The organism is Ruegeria sp. AL11 (assembly GCF_056540865.1).
Genome location: NZ_JBQFXO010000007.1, coordinates 224,511 through 238,679, shown reverse-complemented (window position 1 = coordinate 238,679; position 14,169 = coordinate 224,511). Strand labels below are relative to the sequence as shown.

Genomic DNA, 14,169 nt, shown 5'->3' with positions numbered 1-14,169 from the left:
TTTAAGACTCAATCTCTGTCTCTATGGTCCTGCGGCGACCCACCTGAAGGCAGGTGTAGAGGGAGACTAGCATGACGCCGCGCACTGACATCCGATTTGTCCTAAATGGCAAGGATGTATCCGTTCCAGACGTATCAGCCGACCAGACTCTTCTGGATTTTCTACGTCTCGAACGACGACTGACCGGCACCAAGGAAGGCTGCGCCGAAGGCGATTGCGGCGCATGTACCGTACTTGTCGGGCGGCTTGGGCGGACAGGACTTGCCTATGCTCCGGTGAACGCGTGCATTCGGTTCCTCGCCTCTTTAGACGGCTGCCATGTCGTGACGGTTGAGCATCTGTCCGGCCACGAAGGTCGCCTGCATCCGGTACAGCAAGCTATGGTGGACCATCACGGCAGTCAGTGCGGGTTCTGCACGCCGGGCTTCGTGATGGCGCTCTATGCGCTGTGGATGCAAACGCCTGAGCCAACAGAGGCGCAGGTCGAAACCGCTTTGCAGGGCAATTTGTGCCGTTGCACCGGGTATGAGCCGATCATTCGGGCGGCGGTTGCTGTCAGCCGCTACGGCACCCCGGCCTCGGACCACCTGAACACCGAACGTGAGGCCATGACCGAGCGTCTGGCGGCGCTGAAAGACGGGCAGCGCGTCGTCTCGGGGCCGCAGGACAATCTTAGTATCCTTCCCTCCAGCGTGGATGATCTGGCCGAATGCCTGCAGACCTATCCGGAGGCCACCATTGTCGCGGGTGCAACGGACGTGGGCCTTTGGGTCACGAAATTTCTGCGCAAAATCGGACCCGCGATCTTTACCGGGCATCTCGAGGACCTGAAAATGGTCGAAAAACAGGGCCAAAACCTGCTGATCGGAGCAGGTGCCAGCTACACCGATTGCCAGGATCTGCTCTCCGAGCATCTACCGCACCTGACCTCATACTGGGATCGTATTGCCGGGTGGCAGGTGCGCAATATGGGCACATTGGGTGGCAACATCGCCAACGGCTCTCCCATCGGGGACACGCCGCCTGTGCTGATCGCGCTTGGAGCGGAAATCACGCTGCGCCGTGGGTCGGACGTCCGGACCATGCCGCTAGAGACTTTCTTCATCGACTACGGCAAACAGGATCGCCAACCGGACGAATTTGTCGAAAGCATCCGCGTCCCCCTGCCCCATTCAAAAGACCTGAACGCCGCCTACAAGATCTCGAAGCGCCGGGATGAGGATATCTCCTCGGTCGCGGCAGGCATTCATATGTCGGTTGAAGATGGCATCATCCGCGATGGCCGCATCGCTATGGGTGGCATGGCCGCGACGCCAAAGCGCGCGACGGCTGCCGAGGCCGCTCTGAACGGTCAGCCCTGGTCGCGGGAAAGTTTCGAAGCTGCGGCAACAGCGTTGGCTCAGGATTTCTCGCCCCTGACGGATTGGAGGGCCTCGTCCGACTATCGGATGCTGACGGCCCAGAACCTGCTGCGTCGGTTCTTCCTAGAACATGACGCCCAGACGGACACCCCCGTTCAACTGGCTTGTGCGTAACAAGGAGACGACACAATGAAAGACATCGTTTCCATCGTTGGGGCCGCCCACACTGACGTCAACCACGACAGCGCGATCAAGCATGTTACCGGAGGGGCTGACTACACCGACGATATTGCCCTACCCCAAGGCGCGCTGCACGCCTATCTTGGCGTGTCCGACGTGGCCCATGCCAAACTGCTTGGCATTGATTTTGCGAAGGTTCTGGCAACACCCGGCGTTGTTGGGGTTTTGACGGCAGATGACGTGCCGGGGGTCAATGATATCAGCCCGACCCACCTGAACGACGAGCCGGTTTTCCCAACTGATGCCATTCAGTTTCACGGCCAACCCCTGTTTGCCGTCATAGCCGAGACTCGCGACATCGCACGCCGCGCCGCCGAGCTGGCAGAGATCGAATACGAAACCCTGCCCCATGCGCTTGACCCCATTGAGGCCCAGAACGCCGGCTACCCGCATGTCACCGCCCCTCTAAAGCTAGAGCGCGGGGATGTTGCCCCCGCTCAGGCTGCGGCCCCCAATCGGATCCAAGGCCGGATGCGCGTTGGCGGACAGGATCACATGTATCTTGAGGGTCACATCGCATTTGCCATTCCGGGCGAGGATGACGATGTGGTCGTGCATTGTTCGACCCAACATCCATCTGAGGCGCAGCATATGGTGGCCCATGTTCTTGGGGTGCCGTCCAACGCCGTTGTGGTCAATGTCCGCCGCATGGGTGGTGGCTTTGGCGGCAAGGAAAGCCAGATGAACCTGTTCTGCGTTGTGGCCGCCATGGCCGCGAAGAAGTGGAACAGGGCCGTCAAAATCAGACCCGACCGGGATCAGGACATGACGGCAACCGGCAAGCGCCATGACTTTGTGATCGACTATGACGTGGCCTTTGACGATGCCGGTCGCATTCAAGCTGTTGAAAGCAGCTTTGCCGCGCGCTGCGGGTTCTCGGCAGATCTGTCGGGGCCGGTGACCGACCGTGCGCTGTTTCACGCAGATAACGCTTATTTTTACCCGAATGTGCGCCTTGACAGCCATCCGATGAAAACCAACACGGTCTCAAACACCGCTTTCCGCGGATTTGGCGGGCCGCAGGGGGTGATCGCGGCGGAAAGGATGATCGAGGAAATTGCCTACGCCACGGGTCAGGACCCTCTGGATGTGCGAAAGGCCAATTTCTATGGCACCGAAGAGCGGAATGTGACGCCTTATCATCAGGTGGTCAAAGACAGCATTCTGGACCGGCTGGTCGGAGAGTTGGAGGAGACCTCAGACTACCGCCAGCGCCGTCAGGACATTATCGCTTTCAACCAATCCTCCCCGATCCTGAAAAAGGGGATCGCGCTGACGCCGGTGAAATTCGGCATCTCGTTCACGGCGACGTGGTACAATCAGGCCGGTGCACTGGTGCATGTCTACAAAGACGGCTCGATCCATCTTAACCACGGCGGCACCGAAATGGGGCAAGGCCTCAACACCAAGGTCGCGCAGGTGGTGGCTGAGGCCTTTCAGGTTGATTTCAGCCGGATCAAGATCACCAAGACAACAACCGAGAAGGTCCCAAACACATCCGCCACCGCAGCCTCTAGCGGCACCGACCTGAACGGAATGGCCGCGTTGAACGCGGTTGAGCAGATCAAGGAACGGCTGGTGAAATTCGCCTCGGAAACATGGGAAGTAAGCCCCGAGCAGGTGATCTTTCTCACCAACCATGTTCATATCGGCGAAGAGGTTCTGCCCTTCGATGTCTTCATCAAACGGGCCTATCTGGCGCGTGTGCAGTTGTCGGCAGCCGGGTTCTACAAAACCCCCAAGATCCACTGGGATCGTGATAAGGGCCAAGGCCGCCCGTTCTACTACTACGCCTATGGCGCATCCTGTTCGGAAGTGACCATAGATACCCTGACCGGAGAATACCAGGTCGACCGCACGGATGTGCTGCACGATGTCGGACGCTCGTTGAATCCCGTTCTGGACAAGGGTCAGGTTGAAGGGGCCTTTATTCAGGGCATGGGCTGGCTTACCACCGAAGAGCTTTGGTGGGATGATGCCGGTCGCCTGCGCACCCATGCTCCGTCGACATACAAGATCCCGCTGGCGTCGGACCGCCCGCGTATCTTCAACGTCAAACTCGCCGATTGGTCGGAAAACCGAGAGTTGACGATCAAACGCTCCAAAGCCGTGGGCGAGCCGCCCTTCATGCTGGGTATTTCGGTGTTCGAGGCCCTGTCGATGGCCGTGGCATCCGTCGCCGACTACCGGGAATGTCCTCGACTGGACGCCCCGGCCACGCCCGAGCGTGTCCTGATGGCCGTTGCCCGCCTGCAAAACGGTGCCTAAACGATGCCTGCAGCGCAATCCCTGAAGACGTTTCTGTCCGAACAAAGCAGCGTAATCCGCATCGCGCTGACGCGTGTGCGCGGGTCTTCGCCGCGCAACGAAGGGACTGAGATGTTCGTATCGCCAAGCGCGCTTTGGGGGACGATCGGCGGTGGGCAATTGGAGTTCATGGCCATCAACGCCGCGCGGGACATGCTGCGAGACGGGTCGCTACACCGGGAAATGGATGTACCGCTCGGACCCGAAATTGGCCAGTGCTGCGGGGGACGGGTCGAGTTGCAACTGACCCGTATGCGGTCCTCGGACAAGGGGGCCGCAACCGACCGGGCGGCGCGGCGCGACGATGCCTTGCCACATGTCTACGTGATGGGGGCGGGTCATGTGGGACGCGCACTTGCGGATCTTTTTCAGCACTTGCCTGTGCGCTGCATCCTTGTCGACACACGGGCCGAGGAAATCGACCTCTGCACTGCGGATGTCGAAACCCGACTGAGTGCAATCCCCGAAGCCGAAATCCTCAGTGCGCCCGAAGGCAGCGCCTTTATCGTCCTGACCCATGATCACGGGCTGGATTTCTTGCTGACCACCGCCGCGCTTGAACGTCAGGATGCGGCCTATGTCGGGATGATCGGATCCGCAACTAAGCGGATCAAGCTGAGGAATTGGGCACATAAACAGTGTGACGGACAATCCATCGAACATTTGAGATGCCCCATCGGGGCAAGCGGTAGCCGCGACAAGCGGCCCAGCGTCATCGCCGCCTTCGTGGTGGCCGAGGTGATGGCTGAACTGACCTCTGAAACTGCCGCGACCGCCCCGACCGGGGCAACCAAGGCGCCCGTCATGGGCCAACATCGCGACCGGAGAGGGAGATCCGCCTGACATCCACCAGGCAATTCCGGTCCTATCAGAGGAGGAGACCGTCATGGACGGGAGGACCTACGAATACAAGCTGTTTACCCGCAGCGACTTCAGCGCTTTCTGGGCGCTATTTACGGATAACCTAGTGAACCTGCTGATCCTTTCCGGGGTCTGTCAGTTCGTGTTCCAGATGCCAGCCGAGATCGTCTTTGGCCGCATCGTGCCCGGTGCCGCCATAGCAATCCTGGCCGGTGTCGGAGTTTATACGTTTCTCGCCAAATGGGCGGCCACCAGAAAGGGCGAAGATGTCACCGCCCTGCCCTACGGCATCTCGACCCCGGTCATGTTCGTCTACCTTTTTGGCGTCATCGGACCAATTTACTGGGCCACCAACGACCCGATGCTGGCCTGGCAGGTAGGAATCGGCGCGGGCTTCATGGGCGGGATCGTTGCAGCCCTTGGGGCGTTTGTGGGTCCTTACCTCAAGCGGATTACACCGCGCGCCGGGATGCTCGGCACGCTGTGCGGCATTGCGCTGGTCTTTATCGGCTCCGTCCCCTTGGCAGAGGTGTTTGAGAACCCGATCATCGGTTTTACCTCGTTGCTGTTCATCCTTTGGGGTCTGATCGGGCGGTTCCGCCTGCCGGGTAATGTGCCTGCCGGTCTGGTCGCGATTGCGGCTGGTACGGTGATTGCCATCATCCTTGGTGAATCGAAAATCGACACAAGTGGCATCGGCTTCTACCCGCCAATCCCCTATTTCGGCGACCTCATCGCCGGTGTGCAGTATCTGTTCGCCAACCCCGAGTTGTTTCTGGTGCTGATCCCGGTGCAGATCTACAACTTCATCGAAACCATGAACAACGTGGAATCCGCCGAGGCCGCGGGCGATCACTACCCCGTCGGGCTGTGCCAGGTAACGGATGGCGCGGGCACGATGCTGGGCGCGTTGTTTGGCTCTCCGTTCCCGACGACAGTCTATATCGGTCACCCGGCCTACAAGCGGCTTGATGCACATGCGGGCTACATCGTGGGTGTTGCCGTCGTGATCGCGGCTGCCGCTTTCCTTGGCTTCCTGTCCTTCCTTGCGGGTCTTATCCCAATTGCGGCTGCGGCGCCTGTTCTGGTCTTTGTCTCGGTCAGCCTGATCACCAACACGGCCTGGGCGGTGAAGCCGATGCACATGGCAGCGGTATCTTTCGCGATCCTACCCCATATCTCGGCCTTCCTGATGGTCAAATGGGGCTCACTGATGAACGCGCTGCGCAGTAGCGGTGTCGAAGGCCTGCCTGCGCTGGGTGACGAGGGTCTGACCGCCGCACTCCTGATGGAGGGTGCCCACTACGAAGGACATCTGGCGCTTAGCCAGGGTGCGATCATCACTGGTCTGATCTGGGGGGCCATTGTAGCCGACGTGATTGACGGCCGGTTCCGCATGGCTGGCGCCTTTGCCGTCGCAGGCGGGCTGATGTCGGCGGTGGGGATCATCCACTCCTACACGCTGCAGATGCCGCAGTTCGATGGGATTACCATCGGCTATCTGATCGTCGGCGCGTTCCTCTACCTCTACCCGATGCTCGCCCCAAAAGCGGATCTTGAGCATCGCGTGATCGTTCCAGATGAGCCCGATCTCATCGACGACGACACACCTGCGCAACAGGCCTGACCCATGGCGGGGCAGCCTTAGGGCTGCCCCTCTGCCCGTTTTCCCACGACATACGAGACATTCCATGACACAGAGATTGCTGCGCGGTCGTCTGCTGACCTTTCATCGTGAGCCCCAGAACGGCGACGATATCGGCGCCTATACCTATCTTGAGGACGGCGCGGTGCTGATCCGGGACGGGATCATTCAGGACACCGGCCCCTTCTCGGCGATCAGCGCAAAGGCCGGAGACGTGCCTATGACGGACCATCGCCCTCATCTGATGATGGCGGGATTCATCGACACCCACATTCACTTTCCCCAAGTGCAGGTGATCGCCTCGTGGGGCGCACAGCTCTTGGACTGGCTCAACACCTACACGTTCCCAGAAGAAACCCGCTTTGCCTCGGACGGGCACAGCGCGACTATGGCGCGGGCGTTCTATGACCAGCTGATCGCGCATGGCACCACGACGGCGGTTGCCTATTGCTCGGTCCACAAAACCTCGGTTGACGCGTTCTTTACCGAGGCAACCAGACGCAACATGCGCATGCTAGGAGGCAAGGTCCTGATGGACCGCAACGCGCCTGAGGCGCTGCAGGATACGCCGCAAACCGGATATGACGACACCAAAGCCCTCATCGCCGACTGGCATGGCAAAGGGCGCAATGGCTATGTCATCACGCCCCGGTTTGCGATCACCTCAACCCCGGACCAAATGGCCATGGCCCAGGCGCTGGCGCAAGAGCATCCCGACTGCCACATCCAGACACACCTGTCGGAGAACAAGGACGAGATCGCCTTCACCAGACAACTCTACCCGCAAGCCCAGGACTATCTGGATGTCTATCAGTCCTACGGTCTGCTTGGACGGAAAACCCTACTCGGACACTCCATCCATCTTGAGCCGCGAGAGATTGACGTGCTGGCTGAAACCGGCGCGCATCCCGTGTTCTGCCCGACCTCGAACCTGTTTCTAGGCAGCGGCCTGTTTGATCATGCCGGGCTGAGCGCGCGCGGAATCGCCAATGGGATCGCAACGGATGTTGGTGCTGGCACCAGCTATTCAATGCTGCAAACCCTGAACGAAGGTTACAAAGTCCTGCAATTGCAAGGGACAGCCCTGCACCCTCTGCAAGCGTTCCATTGGGCAACCTGCGGCAATGCCTGCGTTCTGGGCCTCGAAGACAAAATCGGTACGCTCGCCCCGGGAAGCGAAGCCGACGTCGTTGTTCTGAACGCACGCAGCACCCCGGCCATGGCCCTACGTATGGACCGCGTGGACAGCCTGTCACAAGAGCTGTTCGTCCTGCAGATGATGGGAGACGATCGCGCGATTGAGGAAGTCTATGTGTCGGGTACACCCAGCAAGGTTGCAGGACCGCAACCTGAACTAGCCAAAGTCCCTGCCTAGCGGCATCTGGAGCGCGGGCCCATTTCCAGCCCGCGACGGTCTTAAATTGAAAGCCCGGATCAGTCGACTTGCTCGATCCGGGCTAGACCCTTCAAAACCGCGCGGCCAAGTTCCTGATAGCACAAGGCAAAAAGCGCGGGATGCCTCGGGTGCCCAATAAATCCTTCAGGTGCAATGAAAAATCGATCTGTATCCCGTCATTCCACAAATTGGGTAATAAGGCAGGTGACGGTATCATCTGCTGCGACTTGGCGGCGAATACCAGTGTGTTAGGTTAGGAGGCGGGTCTGCAAAGAGATTTGATCTTCTCGCAGCCACCACTTCCAATCCTTCAACTTGCGATGTGGGGTTCCGACTTGTTTGCTTGGCTTCTGCCTGCGTTTTTCGTGATCCCGAGTCTACCCCTCAAACTTCAAGGCGATGCTTTCTTGCGTCGCAACGCTTTGACAGCAGAGGATGAGCCCTTTCGAGATATCTCCGTCTTCAAGTGCAACTCGGTTCCGCATATGGACGGCCCCTTCGGTAAGCCGGGCAACACAGGCACCACAGACACCGGACTGGCAACTGTATGGTGGATTTAAGCCTTTCAATTGGGCAGCTTCCAGTATGGTTTGACCCGCAGCCACCGGTACGTCATGCCATGCACCATGCAGATTTATGCGGGCTGTCGCTGCGACCCCTGACGTGCTGAGGTCGGGCTCGACATTCCCTCCAAAGCTTTCCGTGTGAATGCGATCGTCAGGCACGTCCAAATTTTTGAGCGCCGCCCGTAGGTCCGTGTTCATGCTGCCCGGACCGCAGATCCAGTATTGCGTGTCCTGCGCCACAGGTGGGGTCTCGGCAATAGCGGCCTGAACGGCGTTTGCATCCAACCAACCCGTGCGCCAAGGGCTGAACCAACTGAACAAGGAGGGGTGTGACAGAACATGGCGCACAGAAAAGCGTTTTGGGTATCGCGCTTGGATCTGCTCCAACTCGTCCCGAAAAATGATGCTGTTCGCGTTGGTGTTGCCGAAAACCAAATGCGCGACGGAATGCGGCTCGTCCGTCAAAACGGCATTGATCATCGCGTATAGAGGCGTGATGCCACTGCCCGCGCCAAAGAAATAGTGTGTGCGGCGTTTAAGGAGTCCGGGCGTTAAGGTGAACTGTCCAAAGGGGGGCATGACTTCGATGGTATCCCCTACCGACAGAGCATCACCGATATGGTTCGACACGATCCCGCCTTTCACTCGTTTCACAGTGATGCGCAGTGCGGATCCAGGAGGGTTTGAGATGGTGTAGCTGCGCCTATGTTCCTGCCCTTCGATCAAAAACCTGATCGTCAAATGTTGCCCTGCTATCCATTGAAACAGATCAGCCAGTCTGGCAGGGACATCTAAAGTGACACTTGTGGCTGCACCGCCGATCTCTGTGCGGATGTCAGATAAGGTCAATGGATAGAAGTCGCGCTGCATTAAATCACCAATCACCGGTAGTCATAAGTTGTCGTCAATGACCGGACCACCATCCCGCCAAGGTAAGGTTCAAAGGCAAACTCATCTGTTTGACGCATTTTGCCGGCATATCCCTGCCAATCATATTCAACATCCGTAACCGCGGTTACGTGGTGGACCTCATCTTCGGTGCGGGTGGTCATTCTGGGCGTGGATCGCTTAGTTTCCTTGTAGTCCGCCAATTCCTTGGGGAGTTCAGCATCGGTAGCGGCGGCAACGTCCCCCACACGGTAAGTGAAGACATCATCTTCCTGCCCGGCACCGTATTTGAGAACGATCCGATGAGTAGCTTTGGGATGCCAGATTTCCCACGTAGCCAGAAGACTATCTTCGTCTTGAGCCGCCAGGACACGGGCAGAGATCTCCTCAGGCGTTTCTGCTTGCGCTGTCAGCGCCAAAGCCGACGCGATAGCCACGCCAATTAGGGTGGCTTGAACGGGTGTCATAATCCATCTCCGCATTGTTCAATCAGCCTTCATGAACTCCAAAACGGCTTTTTGGTGCTGGGTAATCGGGCTTTCACCAATCCCGGCCGGGCCGATTTCCAGATACGGGCTTTTCAGAGACTTCTGCTGTTGTTCGCAGGCATAGATATCCTCGGTCGTGAAGTCTCCGGATGCCATCGGATCATCTTCGCCTGCGACATCGGCCCCTTGATACTTCGCACCGCCAAAGTCCTTCCAAAAACCCCAGCTTTTCCACTGTTGTTTCTGAAACGCCCAATCAGATTCATTGGCCAGTTTCGTGCGATTTTCGATGCGCGTAAGGTCCGGCGCCAGTGGCGTGATGATAAACAGGTTCCAGCTTTCCTCACTGGCCCCGATACCAATGCCGGGAAAGAGCATTGGAACCCACGCGCCGACATGGGGTTTTGGGATCGCGCGCGGCATCGGCAGGTTCGCCTCATGATCCTTGGCGTACTCCGCGGACGGAGGCTCCCAAAAGTGATAGTGCGGCCCCTTCCACCCGTATTCCGCCTTGGCATGGTCATACATATGCAGGGTGTTGGAATGCAGGTGGCTCAGGTGATAGACGTCGATGTAATTCTCGACAACGATCTTCCAATTTGCCTTGATCTCATAGGTGTTCCGACCTTCAGCGTACTCTACCAGTTCCTCGGGCTTGTGCGGGCCAAGGAAAGGATCGACCTCGCCAAACCACTCCGCAAGCGTGGGCGCGTTCGGATCAGGATGGACGAACAACATACCGCGCCAGACGTCTACGCTCGCCGGTTTGAGGCCAAGGCAGGATTTATCGATACCACCGGGAAATTCCGACGCCTCATCGGGGACGGAGATCAGATTGCCTTCCAGATCATAGGTCCAATCGTGGTAAGGACATGTAAGCGCTTTTTGCGTCTTGCCAACCGCGCGGATCAGTTGTGTACCGCGATGGCGGCAAATATTGTGAAAGGCCCGCAGCCGGTGATCGCGCCCCATGACGACAAACAGGTTGTTCAAACCTGCCTGCACCGACAGATAGTTCCCGGGGCCTTCGATATCTTCAACCAGTCCCGCAAAACGCCAGGTGCGTGAGAAGATCTGTTGTTGTTCTCGGTCGAACCAATCCTGCGAAGTATAGGCTTCGACTGGCAGGTGATGATACATTTTGGTCATCTTTATCCCTCAGGTCATCAGATGGGCGTATTGCGGAAAAAGGCTGGCGGCGAGCATCATCAATCCCGAAAAAGCCCAAAGGCAGACTATGGCCCAGAAAAGAATTGGATCGTCGTGTCGGTTGATCTCGAACACCAGAAAAGCCTGACCATTCAGGATGGTCGGAATGGTCCACCACAGGAAGAGCAGCCCCCAGACCCAGTAGTATCCCAGGACAGCTGCAGCCAACAGTACAGGCAGAGCTATATAGTTCGCGGTTCTGGCGTGGCTCATAGCTCGGCCTCCAGCGTAGAGGCCAGCAAAGACGCCGCCAGCTTCAATTCCGCGCGCCAGACTTTGGGCGGCTCGAGTGGCGACAGGGCATCCATGCTGACAAAGATTGCGGAAATACCCTGAGTTACGGCACGAATGCTTGTATCCGGCGCGTCAGGGGCAGCGCGCCTCAGGACATCCTCAACCACGTCAAAGAAGGCACTTAGGCTGTCCGAAAGATCTTGCCGCAGTTCGGGACGATCCGGAACAACAGTTACCAGTGCCTGATAGGCCAGCATCAACCGCGGATCAGTTCCGCTGCCTTCGGCAAAAAGAGCGTCCACAAGATCGGTTGGCGTTGCTCTGTCTGGCAGAGCTTGTCGCAGACCGTCCAGTGACATCGCAAAGCCTTCAAGCGTGTACTCGGCAAGTGCGGCAATCATTTCGTCCTTGTTGCCAAGATAGTGGCGCAGCAGGGGGCGCTTGACGCCAGCTTCCTCTGCAATCCGTTCCTGGGTTGCGCCGTCAAGGCCGAACCGCGCCACGCATGTGAGATACGCATCTAGGATCTCCTGGGATCGTTGGTCTTTCAAAGATGGTCTTGGCATTGCGGCCCCTTAAATTGTCATTGATGACAAATAATGATTGAAGATTGTTTGTCAACCATGACAATTTACTTTGCGACCAACGCGTGAAAAGAAATTGTATTTGGGGGGTGTTAGAGCGAATGACCAGCCATCATCCTCTGCGGTCTCGAATGTGACAGCCCGCCCCTCAGTTTTTTAGCAGGACCGCAAACCGGTTCGGGAAAGAGTGTTCACCCCGGGCAAAATGGCCGCAAAACACCGTCACAACGACTCGATGTTTCCCAAAAGAATAGAGGTCATATCCACCGCAAACGAACCGTCTTGGACAGTGACATCCATCTGAGTGTCATAGTTCACCGCATTTCGCGTTATCCCTGAGAGGTCGGCATCCGCGTCCAGAAAAACCCATTTCGCCGGATATGGAGAAGTTTGTCCGACCGCCGCCTGCAGGATGGACAGCGCGTCCAGTGCGTTGACGGCTCCATCCTGGGTGATATCAGCGGCAATCAGGTTTTCTGGAGACGCCGGACCCCATGTCGGATCCAAACCAACCGAGATGCGCAGAACCTGCAACGCATCCAGAGCGTTGACCCGTCCGCTCGCTGTTGAATAGGTTTTGACGACCTCCAGCTCTCCGACCAATGTCCCGTTCGGAACGTTCAGATCGAAGCGTCCGGTCTCATCCGTGGTTGCGGTTACGGTGCCGCCTCCGGTCGGAGTGAACTTGATCTCGGCATTTGCAAAAGCCGGATTGGCGGTCTCGGAATCGATGCTCACGCGGCCCTGAATGCCGTCCGAGCTTGCAGGCTCCAGCCCGCCGAAGGTGCCGAAATCCACCGGAATGTGATCCGGCCCGCCAAACCCGGAGCCAAAGACCTCTTCTTTCGTCAACGACGCGCCGTTCGAGGACATCACGTGGACGACCTCATTCAGATACTGGATGTCAGCGCCTTGGGATGTGGCGGTAAATGTTAGTTGATCGGGGGTGCGCAGAAGAAGATAGTCGAACATGTCCAATCGATCGGTGCCGGCTTCGAAATCCGTTATTGTCGTGGGATCGCTGCCATATTGCATGACAAAGATATCGGCCCCTGCCCCGCCTGTCAGTGTCGTCTCACCGCTACCTGCAATGAGGATGTCATCTCCCTCCCCGCCAGACAATTGGGCATCCAGAACCCCCGCGCTGAGCATGTCGTCCTGCGCCGTGCCCATAACCGGTCCGCTACCGTCCAGGACGACACCGAGATTTGCCAAAGAAACGCTCAGCTGCGTCAGTCCGGGATCCTGCTGCGAGGTTGCAAGCACCTGAAGCTCATCACCGATATGGGCGAGGCTGAGGGTCTGGACGTTCCCCAACCCACTAACCAACGTGTCGGCAAAGCTATCCAGATAGATCAGCTTTCCATTCGGGGTCAACGTGAACAGGCTGACGCCATCGTCGGAGCCGCCGGCCACGATGAAGGCACGGCCCTTCACCTCGATCACCGACAGGTCCTGCACGGATTCAAATCGGGTATTCAACGTATCGAGAACGTGATCCTTGGGGATCAACCGACCATCGCTGCGCAATCCCATCACGCTGAGGGAATTGCTACCCGACCCCGCCACGATGACCCAGGATTGCCCATAGGCCTCGACCACCTCAATCGCCGTGGGCGTAGAGATTCCCATCGTTGAAACAGCGGCACTGTTGTCCAGAGCGCTGAGGCTGCCATCGCTTGCGGAAACGTCAAATACGGCGATTTCACTATTTGCAGCGTTCGCGGTGATCACGAATTGTTCGGTCCCGACCGTCGCAGCATGCATCGAATCGGCTTGGCCAGAGAGCAGCGATACAACCGAAAGCGTGCCGTCTGGGTTGATCTCATAGCTGCCGATCTGATCGGTGTCTTCATGCGCAAGGGTCAGATAGTTCTGCCCCCCGACGTCCAGTTGCGCCATCGCCGAGATGTCTCCGCCACCGACGAGCGTCCCGGTTTCCTGCAGATCGCCAAAAGTGCCGTCCGAGTTGAGCGTATATCCCACCAAACCCGTTGCATTGTTGATATCAAGGGCCAGTTGGTCCTCAGCGCCCAAGGTGATTGGCACACCTGTCCGCCCCACCTGATACAGGATCGGGCCGCTATGATAGACCGTATCCACCAGCTGCGGCCCGGCCCCTTCAATGAGCCGCCAGGCGGCAACGCCACCGAACGGCCCGGTGATGGAATAGAGATACGTATCCCCGTTAAACGTTTTTAAAGCCGTATCGCCGATACCTGAATCGAGCGCCGGGCTTCCCGTTGCAACCACAGTTTCGAATTGAAGCATCACCTTGATCACCCCCAATGCCACCCCTGGCAATGACCTGAGGATGATCTGATGCCCAGACCGAAACAAAAGCGGGAATGTGGTGAAAACGAGGAGTTCGGCTTCAGTTTAACTCAATT

At 58.0% G+C, this 14,169-nt stretch carries 11 protein-coding genes; 5 read left to right on the top strand and 6 right to left on the bottom strand.

The window, feature by feature from the left end; genetic code table 11:
• The first annotated feature begins 71 nt into the window (after positions 1–71).
• From xdhA to guaD, 5 genes are all read left to right on the top strand, one after another.
• Positions 72–1,535 (top strand): xanthine dehydrogenase small subunit, encoded by a 1,464-nt coding sequence (xdhA, locus tag ACR0IP_RS13295; protein ID WP_170689131.1) that lies wholly within the window; start codon positions 72–74, stop codon positions 1,533–1,535.
• Positions 1,536–1,550: 15 nt separating this feature from the next.
• Positions 1,551–3,869: a xanthine dehydrogenase molybdopterin binding subunit gene (gene xdhB, locus ACR0IP_RS13290; protein ID WP_480526030.1), complete on the top strand. Its 2,319-nt coding sequence runs from the start codon at positions 1,551–1,553 to the stop codon at positions 3,867–3,869.
• A 3-nt stretch (positions 3,870–3,872) separates the two neighbouring features.
• A complete protein-coding gene (xdhC, locus tag ACR0IP_RS13285; protein WP_425084430.1) occupies positions 3,873–4,751 on the top strand; it encodes a xanthine dehydrogenase accessory protein XdhC in 879 nt (292 codons plus the stop codon).
• A 43-nt stretch (positions 4,752–4,794) separates the two neighbouring features.
• Entirely contained in the window at positions 4,795–6,396 is a 1,602-nt protein-coding gene (locus ACR0IP_RS13280) for a xanthine/uracil/vitamin C permease (protein WP_480526028.1), read from the top strand.
• A gap of 64 nt (positions 6,397–6,460) precedes the next feature.
• Complete coding sequence (guaD, locus tag ACR0IP_RS13275; protein ID WP_480526026.1) at positions 6,461–7,789, top strand: guanine deaminase; 1,329 nt, start codon at positions 6,461–6,463, stop codon at positions 7,787–7,789.
• A 398-nt stretch (positions 7,790–8,187) separates the two neighbouring features.
• Here guaD and ACR0IP_RS13270 read toward each other — a convergent pair whose 3' ends face one another.
• The 6 genes from ACR0IP_RS13270 to ACR0IP_RS13245 all read right to left on the bottom strand — a co-directional run bounded on the left by ACR0IP_RS13270 (position 8,188) and on the right by ACR0IP_RS13245 (position 14,050).
• A complete protein-coding gene (locus ACR0IP_RS13270; RefSeq protein WP_480526024.1) occupies positions 8,188–9,246 on the bottom strand; it encodes a 2Fe-2S iron-sulfur cluster-binding protein in 1,059 nt (352 codons plus the stop codon).
• Between the two features lie 11 nt (positions 9,247–9,257).
• The gene (locus ACR0IP_RS13265; protein ID WP_425084433.1) at positions 9,258–9,731 is read right to left on the bottom strand and encodes a hypothetical protein; all 474 of its coding nucleotides are present in this window, start codon (positions 9,729–9,731) and stop codon (positions 9,258–9,260) included.
• Between the two features lie 18 nt (positions 9,732–9,749).
• Entirely contained in the window at positions 9,750–10,901 is a 1,152-nt protein-coding gene (locus tag ACR0IP_RS13260; protein WP_170689124.1) for an SRPBCC family protein, read from the bottom strand.
• Between the two features lie 9 nt (positions 10,902–10,910).
• Entirely contained in the window at positions 10,911–11,174 is a 264-nt protein-coding gene (locus ACR0IP_RS13255) for a hypothetical protein (protein WP_480526022.1), read from the bottom strand.
• Positions 11,171–11,761 (bottom strand): TetR/AcrR family transcriptional regulator, encoded by a 591-nt coding sequence (locus ACR0IP_RS13250; RefSeq protein WP_480526020.1) that lies wholly within the window; start codon positions 11,759–11,761, stop codon positions 11,171–11,173. The genes ACR0IP_RS13255 and ACR0IP_RS13250 overlap by 4 nt, the downstream gene beginning before the upstream one ends.
• Positions 11,762–12,001: 240 nt before the next feature.
• Complete coding sequence (locus ACR0IP_RS13245; RefSeq protein WP_480526018.1) at positions 12,002–14,050, bottom strand: dockerin type I domain-containing protein; 2,049 nt, start codon at positions 14,048–14,050, stop codon at positions 12,002–12,004.
• Between the last annotated feature and the right edge of the window lie 119 nt (positions 14,051–14,169).

Excerpts from the sequence above, each read along its gene's own strand:
- xdhA (WP_170689131.1), top strand. The coding sequence starts at position 72 with ATGACGCCGCGCACTGACATCCGATTTGTCCTAAATGGCAAGGATGTA.
- xdhB (WP_480526030.1), top strand. The coding sequence starts at position 1,551 with ATGAAAGACATCGTTTCCATCGTTGGGGCCGCCCACACTGACGTCAAC.
- xdhC (WP_425084430.1), top strand. The coding sequence starts at position 3,873 with ATGCCTGCAGCGCAATCCCTGAAGACGTTTCTGTCCGAACAAAGCAGC.
- ACR0IP_RS13280 (WP_480526028.1), top strand. The coding sequence starts at position 4,795 with ATGGACGGGAGGACCTACGAATACAAGCTGTTTACCCGCAGCGACTTC.
- guaD (WP_480526026.1), top strand. The coding sequence starts at position 6,461 with ATGACACAGAGATTGCTGCGCGGTCGTCTGCTGACCTTTCATCGTGAG.
- ACR0IP_RS13270 (WP_480526024.1), bottom strand. The coding sequence starts at position 9,246 with ATGCAGCGCGACTTCTATCCATTGACCTTATCTGACATCCGCACAGAG.
- ACR0IP_RS13265 (WP_425084433.1), bottom strand. The coding sequence starts at position 9,731 with ATGACACCCGTTCAAGCCACCCTAATTGGCGTGGCTATCGCGTCGGCT.
- ACR0IP_RS13260 (WP_170689124.1), bottom strand. The coding sequence starts at position 10,901 with ATGACCAAAATGTATCATCACCTGCCAGTCGAAGCCTATACTTCGCAG.
- ACR0IP_RS13255 (WP_480526022.1), bottom strand. The coding sequence starts at position 11,174 with ATGAGCCACGCCAGAACCGCGAACTATATAGCTCTGCCTGTACTGTTG.
- ACR0IP_RS13250 (WP_480526020.1), bottom strand. The coding sequence starts at position 11,761 with ATGCCAAGACCATCTTTGAAAGACCAACGATCCCAGGAGATCCTAGAT.
- ACR0IP_RS13245 (WP_480526018.1), bottom strand. The coding sequence starts at position 14,050 with ATGCTTCAATTCGAAACTGTGGTTGCAACGGGAAGCCCGGCGCTCGAT.